This is a genomic window from Paenarthrobacter sp. NPDC091669 (genome assembly GCF_044756725.1).
GTDB lineage: Bacteria > Actinomycetota > Actinomycetes > Actinomycetales > Micrococcaceae > Arthrobacter > Arthrobacter bambusae_C.
The window spans coordinates 193,494-211,605 of the sequence record NZ_JBIVTK010000008.1 but is presented as its reverse complement, the minus strand read 5'-3'; the positions used below and the strand labels follow the sequence as shown (position 1 = coordinate 211,605).

General features: G+C 64.5%; 17 protein-coding genes and 1 tRNA gene. 6 read left to right on the top strand and 12 right to left on the bottom strand.

The window, feature by feature from the left end; genetic code table 11:
• Positions 1-55 precede the first annotated feature (55 nt).
• The 3 genes from ACIQLI_RS15280 to ACIQLI_RS15270 are packed head-to-tail and all read right to left on the bottom strand — an operon-like array spanning position 56 to position 3,278.
• A complete protein-coding gene (locus ACIQLI_RS15280; protein WP_400390001.1) occupies positions 56-898 on the bottom strand; it encodes a sugar phosphate isomerase/epimerase family protein in 843 nt (280 codons plus the stop codon).
• Complete coding sequence (locus tag ACIQLI_RS15275; RefSeq protein WP_400389999.1) at positions 895-2,109, bottom strand: dihydrodipicolinate synthase family protein; 1,215 nt, start codon at positions 2,107-2,109, stop codon at positions 895-897. The genes ACIQLI_RS15280 and ACIQLI_RS15275 overlap by 4 nt, the downstream gene beginning before the upstream one ends.
• Entirely contained in the window at positions 2,109-3,278 is a 1,170-nt protein-coding gene (locus ACIQLI_RS15270) for a Gfo/Idh/MocA family protein (protein ID WP_400389997.1), read from the bottom strand. Before ACIQLI_RS15270 ends, ACIQLI_RS15275 begins: the two co-directional genes overlap by 1 nt.
• 194 nt (positions 3,279-3,472) lie before the next feature.
• On the opposite strand from ACIQLI_RS15270, the gene ACIQLI_RS15265 reads away from it, so the two are divergent.
• Positions 3,473-4,510, top strand: coding sequence for a LacI family DNA-binding transcriptional regulator (locus ACIQLI_RS15265; RefSeq protein WP_400389995.1), 1,038 nt, complete (start codon positions 3,473-3,475; stop codon positions 4,508-4,510).
• Positions 4,507-5,328 carry an alpha/beta hydrolase gene (locus tag ACIQLI_RS15260; protein WP_400389993.1) on the top strand — a complete coding sequence of 274 codons (822 nt, stop codon included), beginning with the start codon at positions 4,507-4,509 and terminating at the stop codon, positions 5,326-5,328. Before ACIQLI_RS15265 ends, ACIQLI_RS15260 begins: the two co-directional genes overlap by 4 nt.
• 11 nt (positions 5,329-5,339) lie before the next feature.
• On the opposite strand, the gene ACIQLI_RS15255 is transcribed toward ACIQLI_RS15260, so the two are convergent.
• From ACIQLI_RS15255 to ACIQLI_RS15245, 3 genes are all read right to left on the bottom strand, one after another.
• Positions 5,340-6,113, bottom strand: coding sequence for a sugar phosphate isomerase/epimerase family protein (locus ACIQLI_RS15255; protein ID WP_400389991.1), 774 nt, complete (start codon positions 6,111-6,113; stop codon positions 5,340-5,342).
• Positions 6,114-6,511: 398 nt separating this feature from the next.
• Positions 6,512-7,078, bottom strand: a complete 567-nt coding sequence (locus ACIQLI_RS15250; RefSeq protein WP_400389990.1) for a GNAT family N-acetyltransferase — start codon at positions 7,076-7,078, stop codon at positions 6,512-6,514.
• A 46-nt stretch (positions 7,079-7,124) separates the two neighbouring features.
• Positions 7,125-7,979: a LysR substrate-binding domain-containing protein gene (locus tag ACIQLI_RS15245; RefSeq protein ID WP_026543322.1), complete on the bottom strand. Its 855-nt coding sequence runs from the start codon at positions 7,977-7,979 to the stop codon at positions 7,125-7,127.
• 178 nt (positions 7,980-8,157) lie between these two features.
• Between ACIQLI_RS15245 and ACIQLI_RS15240 the strand changes: the two genes are divergently transcribed.
• Positions 8,158-9,573: an MFS transporter gene (locus tag ACIQLI_RS15240; RefSeq protein WP_400389988.1), complete on the top strand. Its 1,416-nt coding sequence runs from the start codon at positions 8,158-8,160 to the stop codon at positions 9,571-9,573.
• 70 nt (positions 9,574-9,643) lie between these two features.
• On the opposite strand, the gene ACIQLI_RS15235 is transcribed toward ACIQLI_RS15240, so the two are convergent.
• From ACIQLI_RS15235 to ACIQLI_RS15215, 5 genes are all read right to left on the bottom strand, one after another.
• Entirely contained in the window at positions 9,644-10,801 is a 1,158-nt protein-coding gene (locus ACIQLI_RS15235) for a N(5)-(carboxyethyl)ornithine synthase (protein ID WP_400389987.1), read from the bottom strand.
• Complete coding sequence (locus ACIQLI_RS15230; protein ID WP_011776304.1) at positions 10,798-10,932, bottom strand: hypothetical protein; 135 nt, start codon at positions 10,930-10,932, stop codon at positions 10,798-10,800. Before ACIQLI_RS15230 ends, ACIQLI_RS15235 begins: the two co-directional genes overlap by 4 nt.
• 118 nt (positions 10,933-11,050) lie before the next feature.
• Positions 11,051-11,512 carry a nuclear transport factor 2 family protein gene (locus ACIQLI_RS15225; RefSeq protein WP_354227390.1) on the bottom strand — a complete coding sequence of 154 codons (462 nt, stop codon included), beginning with the start codon at positions 11,510-11,512 and terminating at the stop codon, positions 11,051-11,053.
• Positions 11,513-11,669: 157 nt separating this feature from the next.
• A tRNA-Gly gene (locus tag ACIQLI_RS15220) sits at positions 11,670-11,740 on the bottom strand.
• Between the two features lie 79 nt (positions 11,741-11,819).
• Complete coding sequence (locus ACIQLI_RS15215) at positions 11,820-13,301, bottom strand: D-alanyl-D-alanine carboxypeptidase family protein (protein WP_400389985.1); 1,482 nt, start codon at positions 13,299-13,301, stop codon at positions 11,820-11,822.
• 246 nt (positions 13,302-13,547) lie between these two features.
• Here ACIQLI_RS15215 and ACIQLI_RS15210 point away from each other — a divergent pair, with 246 nt between their 5' ends.
• A complete protein-coding gene (locus ACIQLI_RS15210) occupies positions 13,548-13,991 on the top strand; it encodes an SRPBCC family protein (protein ID WP_354227394.1) in 444 nt (147 codons plus the stop codon).
• Between the two features lie 47 nt (positions 13,992-14,038).
• Here ACIQLI_RS15210 and ACIQLI_RS15205 read toward each other — a convergent pair whose 3' ends face one another.
• The gene (locus ACIQLI_RS15205; RefSeq protein WP_400389983.1) at positions 14,039-16,081 is read right to left on the bottom strand and encodes a CAP domain-containing protein; all 2,043 of its coding nucleotides are present in this window, start codon (positions 16,079-16,081) and stop codon (positions 14,039-14,041) included.
• Positions 16,082-16,221: 140 nt separating this feature from the next.
• Between ACIQLI_RS15205 and dcd the strand changes: the two genes are divergently transcribed.
• Positions 16,222-16,797: a dCTP deaminase gene (gene dcd, locus ACIQLI_RS15200; RefSeq protein WP_011776299.1), complete on the top strand. Its 576-nt coding sequence runs from the start codon at positions 16,222-16,224 to the stop codon at positions 16,795-16,797.
• A 565-nt stretch (positions 16,798-17,362) separates the two neighbouring features.
• Entirely contained in the window at positions 17,363-17,968 is a 606-nt protein-coding gene (locus tag ACIQLI_RS15195) for an endonuclease domain-containing protein (protein ID WP_400389981.1), read from the top strand.
• Positions 17,969-18,112 lie beyond the last annotated feature (144 nt).

Below are 18,112 nucleotides of genomic sequence, written 5' to 3'. Positions count from 1 at the left end.
GTTTTTGGAGCGATCCTCCCGCGGAGCTTAGGGCATCCGCGGGACGATCACGTTGTTACGCGAACGGGAGCACGAGCTCCGCGTAGCGCTGCTTCATGGTCGCCAGGACGGTGTCGCCGTCGGCGTCCCAGATCTCCTGGTTGAAGATTTCAACCTCGATGTCGCCCTTGTACCCGGCGTCCCTGACCCAGGTACCGACGGTGGCGAAGTCGATGACGCCGTCGCCCATCATGCCGCGGGACAGCAGCGCGTCAGCGGCGATGGGCAGGTTGAAGTCGCACACCTGGTAGGAGGCGATGCGGTTCTCGCGGCCGGCACGTTCGATCTGCGCCTTCAGTTCCGGATCCCACCAGACATGGAAGGTGTCGACGGCGACGCCAACAGCCTTTGCGTCGTACGGCGCGGCGAGATCGAGTGCCTGGCCGAGGGTGGAGATGAGCGCGCGGTCAGCGGCGTACATCGGGTGCAGCGGTTCCAGCACCAGGCGCACACCGTTCTCGGAAGCGAACGGAACCAGTTCCTCGAGCCGGTCAGCGACGCGCTGGCGTGCAGCCACCACATCTTTCTCGCCCGGAGCGAGTCCGCCCACCACCAGGAACAGTTCCTGGGTGTCCAGGGCTACAGCTTCGCGGACGGCCTCGAAGTTGTCAGCCAGGGCAGCGGCCTGTCCCTCGGCATCGGCTGCGGTCAGGAAACCACCGCGGCAGAGCGAGGAAACGCGGAGGCCGGCGTCCTTGATGAGCTTGGCTGCCTTATCCAGTCCTGCCTCGGCCACGCGGTCACGCCACGGCCCGATCGCGGGGATGCCGGCACGTGCACAACCGTCAACGGCTTCAGCAAGCGTCCACTTCTTGGTGGTGGCGCTGTTCAGCGAAAGCCGGGAGAAGTCCGCGCTCATGCGCCCACCCCGTTGATCCGCAGGAAGTCGGACATCCGGAACGCGGCCAGCGACGGATCCTTCAGCAAACCGGCCTGATCTGCCAGTTCGAAGGTCTTGGCCAGGTGCAGTACCGAGCGGCCCGAGTGGAGGCCGCCCACCATCTGGAATCCGGGCTGCTTGCCGTTGAGCCAGGACATGAAGGCGATGCCGGTCTTGTAGTAGAACGTAGGGGCGCTGAAGATGTGCTTTCCGAGCTCACGGGTGGAGTCCAGGATGGCGCGGCCCTCGGCGCCTTGGCCGGCGTCGTACTTCTGCAACGCCACCGAAGCAGCGGGGTAGATGGCAGCGAAGATGCCCAGCAGCGCGTCCGAATGGTGCGTTTCGTCGCCGTCGATCAGTTCCGGGTAGTTGAAGTCGTCGCCGGTGTAGAGGCGGACGCCTTCCGGAAGATTGGCGCGGAGGGCAACCTCGTGTGAGGCGTCCAGCAGCGAAACCTTCACGCCGTCAACCTTGTCCGAGTGCTCACGGATCAGGCTGAGGAACGTTTCGGTGGCAACAGAGACATCGTTGGAGCCCCAGTATCCGGCCAGCGCGGGGTCGAACATAGTGCCCAGCCAGTGCAGGATGACCGGCTGGTCAACTTCCTGAAGGAGCGTCGAGTAGACGTGCAGGTAGTCGTCGGCGCCGTTGGCGACCTTGGCAAGCGCGCGGGAGGCCATGAGGATGACCTTGGGCCCCGCTTCACTGACGACGGCGATCTGCTCGCGGTAGGCGTCGATGACAGCCTGGATTCCCGCTGGCCCCTCGGGGAGGGCAGCGATGTCCAGCTGATCGGTGCCTGCGCCGCAGGACACGAGGTCGCGGACGGACTTGCCCGTAATGGCGGCGTTGCCCGAGGCCACTACGGAAGCGGCTTCGGCACCCGTGCGCTTGATGAGCTGCTGGGTAGCTGCCCAGTCCAGGCCCATGCCGCGCTGCGCAGTGTCCATGGCATCGGCCACGCCCAGCCCGTAGGACCAGAGCTCGTGCCGGTACGCCAAGGTGGCGTCCCAGTCGAGCTGCGCCGGGGCGCCGGGGGTGTTGTCGGCTGCAACCTCGGGGATGACGTGCGCTGCGGCGTAGGCGCGGCGGGCCGTCAAAGGTGCGGTCGGCTTGGCCCACGAGGTGGCTGCCTGAAGGCGGTACTCGCGGGTGCCGCCGTCGTCGGTGGGAAGGATCAGTGACGTCATTAGAGGGTGATCTCCGGGATGTCGATGGTGCGGCGCTCGGCCGAGGACTGGAGGCCGAGCTCGGCCAGCTGCACGCCGCGGGCTGCGGAGAGCAGGCCGAAGCGGTGCTCGCGGCCGGCAACGACGTCGCGCAGGAATTCTTCCCACTGCAGCTTGAAGCCGTTGTCCAGCTCAGCGTTGGCGGGAACTTCCTGCCACTGGCTGCGGAAGGATTCGGTGACGGGCAGGTCCGGGTTCCAGACGGGCTTGGGGGTGTGGGCGCGCTGCTGCGCAACGCACTTGTTCAAACCGGCGACGGCGGAACCGTGCGTGCCGTCGATCTGGAACTCCACCAGTTCGTCGCGGTAGACGCGGACGGCCCAGGAGGAGTTGATCTGGCCGATGACGTCGTCGCCGCCCGGGGTTTCGAGTTCGAAGATGCCGTAGGAGGCGTCGTCAGCGGTGGCTTTGTACTCCTTGCCGGCCTCGTCCCAGCGTGCGGGGATGTGCGTGGCGGTCTTGGCGTTGACGCTCTTGACCTTGCCGATGATGCCTTCAAGGACGTAGTTCCAGTGGCAGAACATGTCCGTGGTCATTCCGCCGCCGTCTTCCTTGCGGTAGTTCCACGACGGGCGCTGGGCAGCCTGGACGTCGCCTTCGAAGACCCAGTAACCGAACTCGCCGCGGATGGAGAGGATGCGGCCAAAGAAGCCTTCGTCCACCAGTCGGCGGAGTTTCACCAGGCCGGGGAGGTACAGCTTGTCGTGCACGACGCCTGCAGTGACGCCGGCGTCCTTGCCGATCTGTGCCAGCTCAACGGCCTCTTCCAGGGTCTCGGCCGTGGGCTTCTCGGTGAAGATGTGCTTGCCGGCGCGCATGGCCTTCTTCAGGGTGGCGGCGCGGAGGCTGGTCATGGAAGCGTCAAAAATGATGTCAACGGTGGGGTCGGCGATGACGGCGTCCAGGTCGGTGGTCCATTCGGAGACCTTGTGGAGCTCGGCGAGTTCGCGGATCTTGGCTTCGTTGCGGCCCACGAGGATCGGTTCAACCTGGACCTTGGTGCCGTCTTCCAGGGTGAAGCCGCCGGCGTCGCGGATGGGGAGGATGGACCGCAGCAGGTGCTGGCGGTAGCCCATACGGCCGGTGATGCCGTTCATGGCGATGCGGATCGTCTTTGTTTCGTAGCCCATGTTGTCTCCAGTGCCTTGTGTGCCGGTCGCGGTGCGGAAGCCGGTGCTTGCAGTTCCAGTGGGAAAGCGCATTCCCGTTGCAATCGATCATGCACCATGACTCGCCGGATTGGCAAGCGCTTTCCCAAAACTCTCGGAAGACTGACATAATTTCCCTAGCGCCAGTCCCGACGCTTGCAGATAAGGAGGGCCCCGTGGCCGCCAGCACACTGAGTGAAGTTGCCCGTTTGGCCGGGGTTTCCCTGGCCACCGCATCCAGGGTCCTCAACGGCTCGTCCCGGAAGCCCGCCGAAGACATCGCCGAACGCGTCCGCGAGGCCGCCGACAAGCTCGGTTACGTGCCCAACGCGCAGGCGCAGGCTTTGGCCAAGTCCAGCTCGGGCTTGATCGGACTGGTTGTCCACGACATCGCCGATCCCTACTTCTCCGCGATCGCCCGCGGCGTCCAGGAAGCTGCCCGTCAGCAGAACCGCATGGTGCTCCTGGCCACCACCTCCGGGGCTCCCTCGGATGAAAAAGAGGCCGTGGCAGCCTTCGCTGCGCGTCGCGCCGACTCGATCGTCATTGCCGGTTCGCGTTCCGTGCGGGCTGAGGACAAACAAGGAAACGCCGAGCTGGCCGCCGAACTGGACCGTTACTGCCGCAATGGCGGTCACGTGGGAGTAGTTGGCCATCCGGTGGTGGGCGCGTCCACCACCGAGGGCTACCACGTGGTGAAAGTCCCCAATGAGGAACTGGCTGCCGGCCTCGCCGCGGAACTGGCCGCCACCCATGACGGTGCTTTCCTGATCATTGCCGGCCCCGAGGGCCTCTACACATCGGACGACCGTGTCCGGGGTTTCCAGCGCGGGCTCGCGGACGCTGGGAGGTCCGCCGCCGAGGTGATCCGCACTGGATTCAACCGGGCCGGCGGATATGAAGCCGGCCAGGCGCTTGCCGAGCGGATCAAGTCCTCCACGGAACGCCTCTGCATCTTTGCCGTCAATGACGTCATGGCCATCGGCGTTACCGCTGCCCTTCGGCCGGAGGGCGTATGGATTCCCCGCGACGCCACCATCGCCGGTTTCGACGACATTGAAACCCTGCGCGACTTCCGGCCCGCACTGTCCACCGTGCACTTGCCGCTCGAAGATATTGGCCGGCTCGCTGCGGGAGATCCGGATACTCCTCCCGTCAGCGGCGCGGTCAAGCTCCGCCGCAGCACCGAAACTCCGGTCGAATCACAGGTATGACGACGGCGGGGCCACCAGCGCAGGCGCCGTCACCAGCCCAGCCACCAACGCAGGCGCCCCGGGCGCTGACGGTGATTCCCGCCGTCGAACGTTCCACAGGCGAACGCTCCACAGGGGCCGCGCGTTCCGCTCAAGCTGCGCCGGCCATCCTGGTGCTTCCCGGCGGGGGTTACGCGAAGCAGGCAGGCCACGAGGCCGAGCCGGTGGCTGAATGGCTGGCTTCGTTGGGAATCCACGCGTTCGTGCTGCGGTACCGGGTGGCGCCGGATCAGCACCCGGCTCCCTTGGTGGATGCCAAGCAGGCGATGCTGTGGATCCGCAACGGCGATCACGGGCTGAACGTGGACGCATCGAGGGTCGGCGTCCTGGGGTTTTCGGCCGGCGGGCACCTCGCGTCCACGCTGTCCGTGGAGGTAGCCACCGGTGATCCTGCGTTGGACACCATCGAGGCTGTGCCGGACCTCAGCATCCTCTGCTATCCGGTCATTTCCTTCGTGGATTCGGTCCATCAGGGATCTGTGGACAACCTCGCCGGTGCGGATGCCGTCCCTGGGCTCCTGCGGGAACTTTCAACGGATCTGCACGTCACGCCGACAACACCGCCGGCGTTCCTCTGGCATACCGCCGACGACCAATCCGTCACCATCAGCCACAGTCTCGCTTATGCCGGCGCGCTGAGTAGGGCCGGAGTCCCGGTGGAACTGCACGTCTTCCCGCACGGCGTCCACGGCATTGGCCTGGCCTCGGGAACACCGGGCGCGGATCAGTGGCCGGCGCTCTGCGCATCATGGCTCGCTCGGCGGGGCTGGACCGCGTAGCGCCGGGGGTGTCAGTCCTCGCCCAGAGTGATGGTGTGCAGGAATGAGGCATCGTTGATGACGTTGTCCGGAAGATCGTCCTCGACGAATTCCAGCATGATGTCCAGGTCCTTGCCGTTTCCGCGCAGGACGTCAGTGACGGTCTGCCACAGCAACTTCCGGTTCCGCAGCGGGAAGCGTTCAGCAACCGGCCCCCAGGAGAAGCAGTGGACGCCCACCACGTGGGGGAGGACTTCGTGGAGGGACTCCAGCGCCTGCTGGTCTGAAAGTCCGACGGCGGGCTGCCAGTAAGTGCCGACGTTGGCGTGGTTCACCCGGTTCAGTAACTCCAGGGTGGTGGCGGGCGAGTCGGTGAGGGTGTTGCCGTGATACTCAAACGCAATGGCGACACCCTGGGCGGCTGCGAGATCCGCAATCCGCTGTGTGTCTTTCACTACTGCGTCCCAATGTTCCTGGCTGGCGCCGGCCGAGCCAAGTTCTCCGGCCCACACCCGGATTCGTGGGGCGCCGAGCGCCGTAGCGAGGTTCAGGACACGATCGAAATCTCCGAAGGCACCGCAGCGATAGTACGAGCCGAGCGAAAGAACAGTGAGTCCCGCCGCCTCAGTTGCTTCCTTTGCGTGCGCTGCGGACTCCGCGTCGCTGACGTGCACATCAGTACCCCACTCGATGCCGGCCAGGCCTGCGTGCGATGAAATCCGGACTACCTCGTCAATCCCGTGGGAGCGGAGAGTCACGGAACAGATGCCGGGCGTGAGGTCAGCCAGCGTGGTGAGGTCGATCATGCTTACAGGATACCGGGAATGCGCTTACCCGGTAAGGGCGTATCGCCTGCTGAACATCTACGCACCAGCTTCCGCCGATCGCACCCCTTATGCGCAAGCGGCGCGCCTGTTCCCGCCGATCGCACCCCTTATGCGCAAACGCCGCACCCGCTCCCGCCGATCGCACCAGAGGTTACTGGTGCAAACGGCGGAAAAGGGTGCGGCGTAAAGAGGCCACTGCCGAAGGTTTGGGGTGGTTCCGAGTGGGGGTTGGGTGGGGTGGGCGTGGTCAGCAGGGGCGCGCCTGTTCCCGCCGATCGCACCCCTTATGCGCAAGCACCGCACCCATTCCCGCCGATCGCACCAGAGGTTACTGGCGCAAACGGCGGAAAAGGGTGCGGCGTAGGTACCAAGTCACGCTACAGCTGGATCCAGTAACGCCGGATCGCTTCCGTCACTCCCAGCTCCGTAGCAAAACTCTCCGGTGGCCGGACGCTTTCAAGAACGCCGCCGCAGGCTTCAATGGTGCGGGCGGACGCCGTGTTGGGCTGCTTGCAGGTCACCAGCACGCGTTCCATGCCGAGGGAGCTGCCCTCCTGGAGGGCGCCTTTCAGTGCAAGCTTGGCGAGCCCCCGTCCCCGGGCGCTGGGCCGGATGCCGTAGCCAATGTTGCCTCCCACCTCAGTGAGGTAGTCATTGGCCAACGAGTGCCTGAGGCTGGCGGAACCCAGATACACGTTGTCCTCGACAACCCAGATGGTGCTCTGGTTGGCCAAGCCTTCAGGAGGTTGGAAGCTCTCCTTGGGCAATTCGTGCAGCAGGTTAATCCATTCCGAAAAATCGCTGCGCTGGCGGAGATCCAGGTTGTACCTCGCGGCTACGAACGCTGCCGAGCCGTCCTGCTCCAGGGTTCCCCACTCGTCCCAGCTTGCAAGCCACGAGGCATGGAAGCTTGCAGATGGCGGCATGAGCTTGGCGTCAATCATTGGGTGAGCCTACTACGGCCGCCGGCTGCTAACAGGAGCCCGGTGGCTAGTTCGACTTGCTCAGCGTCCGGCCCATGATGGCTTGTGTCAGGGCGTCGATGACCTCGGCGTTGGCCAGTGGATTCCGGATCAACGTGAAGTCCACGTCGCCCACCGGCGGCAGCCCGAATCGCTGGGTGATGACCTTCAGGTCCTCGGGCACCAGCGATGCCGGCATGACGGCGACTCCAATGCCGGCCCGCACGGCCGCCAGCACTCCGCTGATCTGTTTGGTGCTGCAGGTGATCCGCCAGGTCCGGCCCTCTGCTTCCAGGGCATCGATGGCGAGTTTCCGGCTCAAACTCGGTGCCGGGTACGCAATGAGCGGCACGGGTGCGCCCGGTTCCAGCACTGTCTGCTCCACGCCCACCCACGCGAAGTTATCGTGCCGGACCACCGTGCCTTCCTTGGCGCCGGCCACCCATTTCACGAACACCAGGTCCAGCTGCCCGGCGTTGAGCCGCTTGTACAGCTGATCGCTTTGGCTGACAGTGAGCTCAAGGTTGATCTGAGGGTAGAGCTGCCGGAACTCGCGGAGAATCCGGGGGAGGCCGGTGATGGCGAGGTCGTCCGCTGTCCCGAAGCGGAGGCGTCCCCGCATGGCCGAGCCGGAAAAGTAGCGGGCCGCGGAATCGTGGGCGGCAAGGATGTTGCGGGCAAAACCGGCCATGGCATCACCGTTGTCAGTGAGCCTGACTTCACGGGTATCCCGGGCCACGAGTACCCGCTTGGCGGCGGCCTCGAGCTTGCGGACGTGCTGGCTGACGGTGGGCTGCGCGAGCCCCAGCCGTTCTGCTGCCTTGGTGAAACTCAACGTTTCGGCAACGGCCAGGAAGGAGCGGAGCTGGACGGGTTCAAACACGGAACTCCTCTAAGCGCAGGTCAGCGCCGGGCCGGAGTACTGCGCCGTTTCCTTGGCGCTGCAAGCAGCTCATTGCATTCCGCAATGCTAGTTATAGGCGCAATACGCTTCCATAATTGCTGCTGGCAACCATAGCGTTAAACGCATCCCACCGAAACTCTCCATCCGAGGACTACTTTTGGCACCCCCACCGCCTTCAGCGGCAAACGTCAGCCAGCCCGTCATCGATTCTTTGTCCGCTCGCCCGCTGCCGGATACAGACCAGCCGGACACAAACCAGCCGGACACCGTCACCCAGCCACTCGCCGTCGTGAGTGAGAAGCTGCCCTGGCGTCATACTTTCATCTCCCTGAAGGTCCCCAACTTCAGGATCTTCGCGATCGGCCACTTCATTGCCGTGATCGCCATCTGGATGCAGCGCATCGCCCAGGACTGGATGGTGCTGCAGCTTTCCGGTTCCGTCACCGCCGTCGGCATTACCGTGGCGTTGCAGTTCATGCCGTCATTGTTCCTGGGACCATGGGGCGGCATGATTGCCGATCGCTTCGCTAAGCGCAAGATCCTCATCATCTGCCAATCGGCGGCGGCCGTGCTGGCGGCATTGCTGGCGGTGCTTTCCTTGAGTGGTCGTGTCGAAGTGTGGCACGTCTACGTCATCGCACTTGCCCTGGGCTTCGTGACGGTGCTTGACCAGCCGGCCCGGCAGGTGTTCGTCAACGAACTTGTCGGCCCCAAGTACCTGCGTAACGCCATCAGCGTGAACTCCACAACGTTCCAGCTGGGCGGCTTGATCGGGCCCGCCTTGGCAGGTGTGCTGCTCACCGCTGTCGGTGCCGGCTGGGCCTTCGCCGCCAACGCAGTGGCCTGCTGCTCCACCGTTGCCATGCTGCTGATCCTCCGCAAGGACCAGTTGCACCTCAGCCAGCCGACGCCCCGTAAAAAGGGAATGCTGCGCGAAGGCCTCAACTACGCACTCAGCAAACCCACCATTTACTGGCCGTGGTTGATGGCCGGGTTCGTGGCCGTCTTCGCCATGAGCTTGCCGGTGTTGCTGGCCGCCTTTGCGGACCACGTGTACGACGCCGGTGCCGGAGGCTACGGCCTGCTGAACGCCATGGTTGCGCTCGGTGCGCTGATGGGTGCGGTGGCGTCCACCCGGCGTCGACAGCTGCGGTTGCGATCGGTGGTGACCTCGGCGGGGTTGTATGGCCTCATGCTCTGTGCCTCATCGGTGATGCCGTCCATGGTGTGGTTCAGCGTCACCATGGTGCTCGCCGGATTCTGGTGCCTCATGTTCCTCACTGCGGCCAACCAAATGGTGCAGACCAGCTCCAACATGAGCATTCGCGGCCGCGTCATGAGCCTCTACCTGGTGGTGCTGATCGGCGGCCAGGCCATTGGCGGCCCCATGATGGGCTGGCTGGCCGAGCACTTTGGTCCGCACCTTGCTGTCCTGATCTCAGGCGGCGTGCCGGCCATCGCCGCTGCGGTAGTCGCCGTCGTTCTTGCCCGGAAGTCTTCACTGCACCTGAAAGTGGACCTGCGTGACCGGCGCCGGGTGCTGCGGATCGTGCAGGAGACCCAGCCGGCCTAGCCAGGATCCCAGACGGATTAACCGGAGAAGCGCCCACGGCATCACCGCGGGCGCTTCCTGGTGGGCGTCGTTATGCCGTTGGAAGGTGTGGGTACTCCGCTGAGCGTCCTTGGAATTCCAGGACATCCGGGTTGCGGATGACGCCGTCGCGGATTTCGATGGCCCGCGAGATGGTCTCGTTGGCATCCCAGCCGGCCGGGCCCGCCGCCACAGTGTCCAGGAACGGCAGCAAGGCCTCGCTGATTTCCCAGCTGGCCGAGTTCCAAAGATACGACGGGCTGTGGTCCACGGCGTAGTAGTTGACGTGCCCGCCAACACGGAACATGGGCTCGTCGAACGTGGTGGTGCGTGCCCAGCTGAACCCCATTGCTTCGTCGCAGGAAACGTCCACAATCAGGCTGTCAGCCCGGAATTCCGTCAAGTCTTCCGTGCGGAGGTAGGTCAGCGGGGCGTTGGGATCCTGCAGGGTGCAATTGACCACGATGTCCGCCGCGGCCAGGAACGGCGCCAAGGGCTTGCGCCCCTTGTCCGTGATGACTTCGCTGAGGAATGGCGCATTGCTGTCGTGGTCGAACTGCACGATCCGCACCGAATGAATGGGTGACCCGACGGCGGCGACTCCACGGTTGGTCAGGACCTGGACGTCGTGGACGCCATGGGCATTCAACGCCGTCACGGCACCGCGGGCAGTGGCCCCGAAACCGATGACGACGGCGCTCAGCCGGCGTCCGTAGTCCCCCGTGGAACCCGTGAGCGCCAAGGCATGCAGCACGGAGCAGTATCCGGCGAGCTCGTTGTTCTTGTGGAAAACATGGAGGCCGAAGCCGCCGTCGCCTGCCCAGTGGTTCATGGCCTCGAACGCGATGAGCGTGAGCTTCTTGTCGATGGCAAGTTGCGTGATGGCCCGGTCCTGGACGCAGTGCGGCCAACCCCAGAGTATTTGGCCGTCGCGGAGTTCGGCCAAGTCCTGGGCCTGCGGCTTGGGCAGGAGGATGACGTCGCTGCCGGCGATCAATTCCTGGCGTGTACCGAGCCCGCCTACCAGCGATTCCAACGTGCTGTCAGAGACGCCGAACCGCTCACCGTAGCCAAATTCGAACCGGAGCTGTTGTCGCACTTCCGGATCGATGCGCTCCAGATGCTGGGGGTGGATGGGGAGGCGGCGCTCATTGGGCTTCAGCGAGGAAGCGAGGACGCCTATGCTCAGCTGGGCGGTTGGCGCGGTCACTTCTTGTTGCCGGTGGAAGGCTTGGCAGCCTCGGTGGCGGAGGACTCAGAAGCCCGCTTGTCTGCCCTTTTTTCCTTGATGGATTTGCTGGATTTCTTCGATGCAGTTTGGCGCGGTGATTTGTCGCCCATGATGGCTCCCTTAGAGCGGAGCCGAAATGGCTCCTGACTCCTGACGATACACCTCGCACGGAGAAGCAGTGGCCGGGGTCACTGCTTGGGTCGCTGTGCTTGGGTCACAGTCTTTGAATCACTGGGCCGGCTCGGCCGCGGGACGGCCATGGGTGACACGGTGGGTCACACGATCGGCGGTGTCATCCAGCGCTGCCGCCTTTTCCACCGGCTCCAGGTAGAAGCGCGCGCTGTTGATGACGCCCTGGTCCACGCCGAAGATGATGACGCCCGTCATCTCGTGCGGCGTACCATCGCGCCAGGCACCCTGCAGGTGCAGCTCGGTCCAGATGGAGCTGCCGTTGACGCTGTGCGAGAGGAGATGCGCTTTGATGTCCGGAACCCCTGTGAAAAGTTGCTCCCAGTTGCTGCGGATGGTGTCCCGTCCGGTGAAGCCCCTGGTGGGATGCGCCGGTGTTTCGTTGACATAGCCCGGCGCAAAGCAGGCTGCCAGGCCTTCGAGATCGTGCTTGTTCGTGGCTTCCAGCAGGCGGTTGATGACGGCGAGCGGGCCCGCCTCACCAGCGTCGGTGAGAGTCATTGGAGGACCTCCCGGATAGGTGGATGTACGTACGAGTGTAGGCTCGGGAGCCCCTCCGGTCGACGGGTGCGCGGCCCTGTTTGGTGAGTGCCGCCGTCGGCCCTTTAGTCCTTGGACGCAAAGAAACCCCGGATGGTGGCATCCGGGGTTTTCCTTGAGCGGGCGACGGGAATCGAACCCGCGTATCGAGCTTGGGAAGCTAGCGCTCTACCATTGAGCTACGCCCGCGCTGCCCGGGAATTTTCGCCCCGGGCGAGTCCTAGCTTAGCGCAGTTGCGGGGCTGCCCATGACAGGCGCGTCGGCCGCCTACTTGAACAGTTTCGGGCCGTTCCAGCCGGAACCCACCTGGCGGTACGTGGTCCACTGGCCCCGGCCCAGGCCGTAGTTGTAGAGGTTGCCGTCGGCGGTCTGTGCCGTGATGCCGCGGGTGCCTGCGCCGGTCAGCCCAAAGCTGGGGGCCAGGACGCGCATGTACTGCCAGCCGGTGCCCACGGTAGTGGCGGGTCCGTAGAAGCCTGCCCATCCATCGCCGCGGTAGTTGACCAGGGCCCCGGAACCTGTCCTCGCCAGGATGTCATTGGCGCCATCGCCCTCCCAGTCGGCGATGGTCAGCTCCATGCCATTCCAGCCCTTGCCGATGATCTGCGGCGCGCTCAGCGCACCACCAAAGGTGTTGGGGTAGTAGCGCAGCACACCGTCCGGGAAATAGCCCACGACGCCGGGCCGGCCATGCTTGTGCGTCCACTTACCCACGGTGATGGTCATGCGCTCCCAGCCGCCGCTGCCCACCACAACCTGGTTGGCGAACCCGCCGCCCGGAAGGCCCCGATAGACCCCCAGGACGCCGTTGTTCCACTGCGCCAGGAGATCGTAGACGCCATCAATGTCCCAGTCCACCACGAAAGCCTGCTTCAAGCCGGTCCAGCCCGAACCGATCTGGACAGCACCCGCGTAGCCGCCGGCCGCCGTCGCGGGGTAGCGCAAAAGACGGCCTGAAGAATCGGCAGCCACCAAGTCGGCGCCGGACTTGATGCTTGCTGCGGCTGCGGTGTTGCCCGCGAAGTAGTGCTCCAGTGTCGGGAACCCGCGCCGGTTCATGTCAGTGGCCAGGGCTACGCCCACGTAGCGCAAATGCCACGGCTCGTAGCTGTAGCCCGTGGTGCCCGTGTAACCGTTGGGGTAGCGGACAATGAAGCCGTATTTGTGGGCATTCGCAGCTACCCACTTGCCCGCCGCGGTATCGCCGAAGCAGGTGCTCAGGCCACAGTTTCCGGCGGCGTTACCGATGTCCATGGCGAGCCCTGTCTGGTGCTCGCTGTACCCGGGACGGGCCGAGATGGTGTCGGCATAGGCCTGGCCGTAGATGCTGACGTAATACGCGTAAACCTGTTGCTGCTGCGCGTAGGAACGGTAACCGCTCACGATCGACAAGCCGCCAGTACCGGCGTCCGCTGCGCCTTGGAACAGCCCGTTGAGCCATGCGGCAGCTTCCGCCCGCATGTACTGGCCGGAGCCACGCGCGTTAACAAGGTCCGACGGCGCGTAGCTCGCCGGATTCAGTGGCCGCGACTTGTTGACCAGGACCGAGAAGTTGGCAGGGTCCCCGATGGGATCCACACTCGGCAGCGGGTTCACTGTCGTGGGGACCTTCGTGGTTGCTGCTGTAATTGCGGTGGGTGCTGCCGCAGTGGGTGCTGCCGCCGTGGCGGGAACCGCCGTGACTACGCCGCCCGCCACCGCCATGGCGAGGAAAACCGCGCACGCGGCCATCCGTCGTCGTGCCTTCACTGCAAGAGTTTGATGTCCCGGAACCCGCATGACGCCCCCAAATCGGTTTTTGCCAGCCTCGGGAACTCTACCCCGTGGTGCCATGCCCTGTCAGTCGTAACTTTGTGAAGCAACAGATAACCATTCGGTCAAGGCTCGCCGCCGATGTGCCCAGTGCCGCGCGTGCTGACTATTCTGAAAGTGTTAGCTGCAGCGTATGGGGAACCGGGCTAAGACATATCGAACCGTACGCCGAAAGAGGTTTCCGTGGCATTTGCAGACTACGAAGTGGTGATCAGCCGGGACGCCATGACCGTGTACGGATTCCTCATGGACGGCATGAACAACTCCCTGTGGCGGTCCGGGATCCGCAGCATCTCCCTGCGGTCCGGCCTCCGGGGCCACAAAGGTGCGCTCTACCAGCAGACCATCAACGGTCCCGGTGGGCGGCCCATCGCCGCCGATTTCCAGATCACCGAAGCCCGCCCCGGGGCGGAAGTACGCTTCGCCGTCGTCGCCGGACCCGCCCGGCCCACCGGCGGCTACTACCTCAGCACCGAAGGCCAAACCACCCGGCTCAGGTTCGCCCTTGAATACCACCCCAAGGGCCTGCAGAAGCTCATGAACGGCATGATCCAGAAAACCATGGAAGCCGAAGTGGCCCAGTTGGAACAGCTTAAGACCGTGATGGAGTCACGCTCGGTGGTGTGAGGGCTCCTGTTTTTTCGGCTCTTTGTCGGGTCGGCTATTGGGGTCGGCTATTGGGCGAGCTTGTAGCCGGTCCAGCCGCCCCCCACCGCTATGGGCGTCGTCAGCCTTCCCGAGGTGAGGTCCCAGTACTCCAGGACCCCGTTGGTGCCCAGGCCCGCAATGCCGGTGGTGTTTGTCCCCGTAACGCCACGCAAGGAACGCAGTCCGGAGTAATCCGTCCACGCGGCGCCCACGATGGGCCGGGCTTCCTGCTTGGGCGTCGCAAGGCCGCTGCCCCGGTACAGGCGCAAGGAACCATTGGGCTCAACGGTGAGCAGATCCTGGAAACCATCAGCGTTGTAATCCACCATGCTGAGCCGGATGGCCTTGTTTCCCGTACCGATCGCGGCCTGCGAGCGGATGTACGTCATCCCCGCGTTCTTGTAGAGCCACAGCCCGCCGGACGCGTCCATGGCGACAATCTGCGGTAGCCGGTTGTTCGCGCACCAGTTACCCACGGCAATGTTCAAGGACTGCCAGCCGTGGCCCAGCACTCCAGGCGAACCGAAGCCGCCCGTCTGCTTCCCCGGATACACCAGGAGGGCCCCGTCGGTGCGTTGGTAAATGAGGTCGAAGACGCCATCGCGGTCCCAATCACTGACGAACAGTTCCTTAACACCCGTGAAACCGATGCCGATCTTGCGGGCCGCGCCGTACTTCGCGTTCCCCAAGGAGGGGTAGGAATAGACCGTTCCGTCGGCCGCGATGGAGACGAGATCTGCTGCACTCCTGATGGAGGCGGAGCTGAGATTGACGGAAGGCGGCTGGTATTTGTCGCCCGGCTGGCATGCTCCTATGGGATCCGTGGGAGGAATGACCGTTCCACCAGGTGCATTGGTGGTTCCGGCCGGAAGTGAGGTGTAACCAAAGAAGTTCACCACACCCCACAGCGTGAAGCGGTTCGGCGTGGTCTGCCAGTTGCCGTCCGTGTACGTGATGCCGATGCCCATGACATTGAACCGGGGATCACGCAACAGGGCATCGTGCCCCGGGGAACCCTTCCACCACTCCACCAACTGCGCGGCGTCACGGTCCCAGCGGACAGCTATGACTTCACCTGCACCGTTGTTCGGATTAAGCGCACGCGGGTCCGTCCAGAAATTGGCGCGGTGTTGGATCACTTCCCGGGTCGCGATGTTGTTCGACCAATCCTGGGCGAGGCTCGCCACCGTCGCGTGGTACTTCACCGGGGCCAGGCCCAAGGATGCGCGATAGCTGTTGATCGCGTTGAACACCGTCAGGATTGCGGCAGTGTTGCTGTCCGGGAGGAGGGCAAGGGCGCCGTTGTCCGGATCTGTTTCACCGCTGGGGGCTTTGCCGGGGAAGGGGGTGGTGCTGGGTGTTGGGGTTGCGCTGGGGGTCTGTGGTGGTTTTGCGGTGGAGGGCTGCGCGGCTGTGGGTGTTGACGTTGCTGTGGTTGTTGGCGCGGCGCTTGGCGTTGGGGTTGCATGAGCCGATGCGGACGGCGACGCTGTGGGGGTTGCCGTCTGAGTGGGAGAGGGCGTTGTTGTCGGGGTGACCGTGGCTGTAGGTGTTGCTTTCGTTGCCGTTGGCGATGGTGATGCCGACGGCAGTGGGCCCATGGCAGGCGCTGTCGGCGACGGAAGTGCCGACGGTGACGACTGCGACGGCGACGGCTCGGCCGGGCTGGAAACGGCGGGGTCACTGGTGCCCGGATTCTCGGGCCCCTCCGCCCCGTCCGTCGGGTCTGTCGGCGGGCCATCCGGACCCCACGACGGCCCAATGTTCGGCACAGGCGGCGGCGTCTCGATGACAGGGTCCAAGGCGATGGGCCTGCTCGGCGCACCGCTTTCGGAGCCTTCTTCCGGGAGGGGGACGGGGGCGGGGCCGGACGCTTCACCGGCTGCTGGGGTATCCACAGACGGTGCGGTGTCCGGCGTCGTGCTTGACTCAGGTGCCGTCAGACCAGACTCGACGCTGGAAGAGGGGGTGGTGCTGCCGCTGGGACCCGCGTCCGTGGCCGGCAGGATCTGGCTGGAGGCGGCGACGCAGAGGGCCAGCGCCCCGGCCAGCACAATGGAAGCCGGCACTGCCAGTTTTTTCACAATTACCCCGCGAATGCTCGTTGCCCCCAGGTACGGGCGCGGTTCTACATGTCCGGGAACTATAGTCCCACGGGGCCGCCCGGACAATGCACGGTGACTTGGACGCATGGGGTATTTTTGATGCTGTGCTGATCTCTGACCGCGACATACGTGCCGAAATAGACTCCCAACGGATTGTTCTTGAGCCGTACGACCCCGCGATGGTGCAGCCGTCTTCCGTGGACGTCCGGATAGACCGGTTCTTCCGGCTGTTCGACAACCACAAATACGCCCACATCGACCCCGCCGAGGAACAGCCAGAGCTGACCCGGTTGGTGGAGGTGGAAGGCGACGAACCCTTCATCCTGCACCCCGGTGAGTTCGTCCTGGGCTCCACGTACGAAACAGTCAGCCTCGCCGACGACATTGCTGCCCGCCTCGAAGGCAAGTCGTCCTTGGGCCGGCTCGGACTGTTGACGCACTCCACCGCCGGCTTCATCGATCCCGGATTCTCGGGCCACGTGACATTGGAACTCTCCAACGTGGCCACCCTGCCCATCAAGCTGTGGCCCGGCATGAAGATCGGGCAGCTGTGCTTCTTCCGGCTGACATCCTCGGCCGAGCACCCCTACGGTTCCGGTGAATACGGCAACCGCTACCAAGGCCAGCGTGGTCCCACCGCCAGCCGCAGCCACCAGAACTTTCACCGGACGTCCATCTAGCACTCAGCTGCGCCTTTTGCCGGCGTCGAGGGGTTAGCTCTCAACTCTTTCTTTTGCGTCGAGGGGTTAGCTCTCGCCTCTTTTTCTTGCGCCGAGGGGTTAGCTCTCGCCTCTTTGGATGGCTTTTTCGGTCGAGACGTCGCCCCTCGGTGAGGCTCTCTCAGCCCCACTAGTCCTCCACACTGTGGGTAACCTCTCAGCGCATCTCCAACCATGCCAACAATGGCTGATGAGGATTTCCGCGCCGCTCCCGATCGAGATCCGGGGCCGTTCATTTACGCTCGCCGAGCAGCGGGCGGCCGGTATGCCGGATCATCGTGTCTGGAATAACGATCTTCGCGTTGCCAGCAGGGGAGTCCGGGTTCCTTGGGGAAAACAACAGGACCCTGCCCACACTGCCCGCCTCCTCACCGGCATAACTGAGGGAGCCATCTGTTGTCGGGAGACGGCTGCGATGCTGTGGGGATGCCCATTGCCCTGGGATGCCCAGCAGGATTTCCTGGTTCACCTGACGAGGTCCGACGGCACATTTCGGCCTCAACGCCGGGGAGTCAAGGGACATCGAATGGTGCTTGCAGTGCCGGACATCAGTTCCGTGGACGGGATTCCCGTGACCAGCCCCGCCCGCACGTGGCTGGATCTAGCTGCAGTGCTGGCCTTCGAGGACTTGGTCGCTGCCGCCGATTACTTCATCTGCAGCCAAACCCGAAGCTTTGGCCATAACAGGATCCCCCTCTGCTCGGCTGAGGATCTCAAGGCGCAAGTCGATCGACATACGGGCATGCGTGGCATTCGGAAGGCGCGGGCGGCGCTGGAGTTGACCCGGGTGGGCGCCGACTCTGTACCCGAGACCAGGCTGCGACTGGCCATGGGCCGCGACTTCCTGCCGGAACCTGTCTTGAGCTACGTGGTGCGTGATCCGTCGGGCCGCGAAGTGGCGTGGCCGGATCTCGCTTACCCCGACTTCAAAGTTGCGATCAATTACGACGGCGGACATCACCTTAGTGCCGATCAAAAGGAGTCCGACATCCGACGCGAGGCGGCGCTCGCAGCAAACGGCTGGATCTCTGTCGTCGTTACCGCCGAGCATGTTCGGGAACGCGGCTACGACGGCGTTGTATGCCGCATCCGTGAGGCGCTGGTACAGGGTGGATGGCCGTCGAGGGGTTAGGTCTCGGCCCTTTGGGTGGGCCTCTTTCAGGCGGGATGTCGCCCCTCGGCGAGAGAGGTGGGTGTTGGGGGTGTTGGGGGTGGTGAGGGGTTAGGTCTCGACCCTTTGGGCGGGACTCTTTCAGGCGAGATGTCGCCCCTCGGT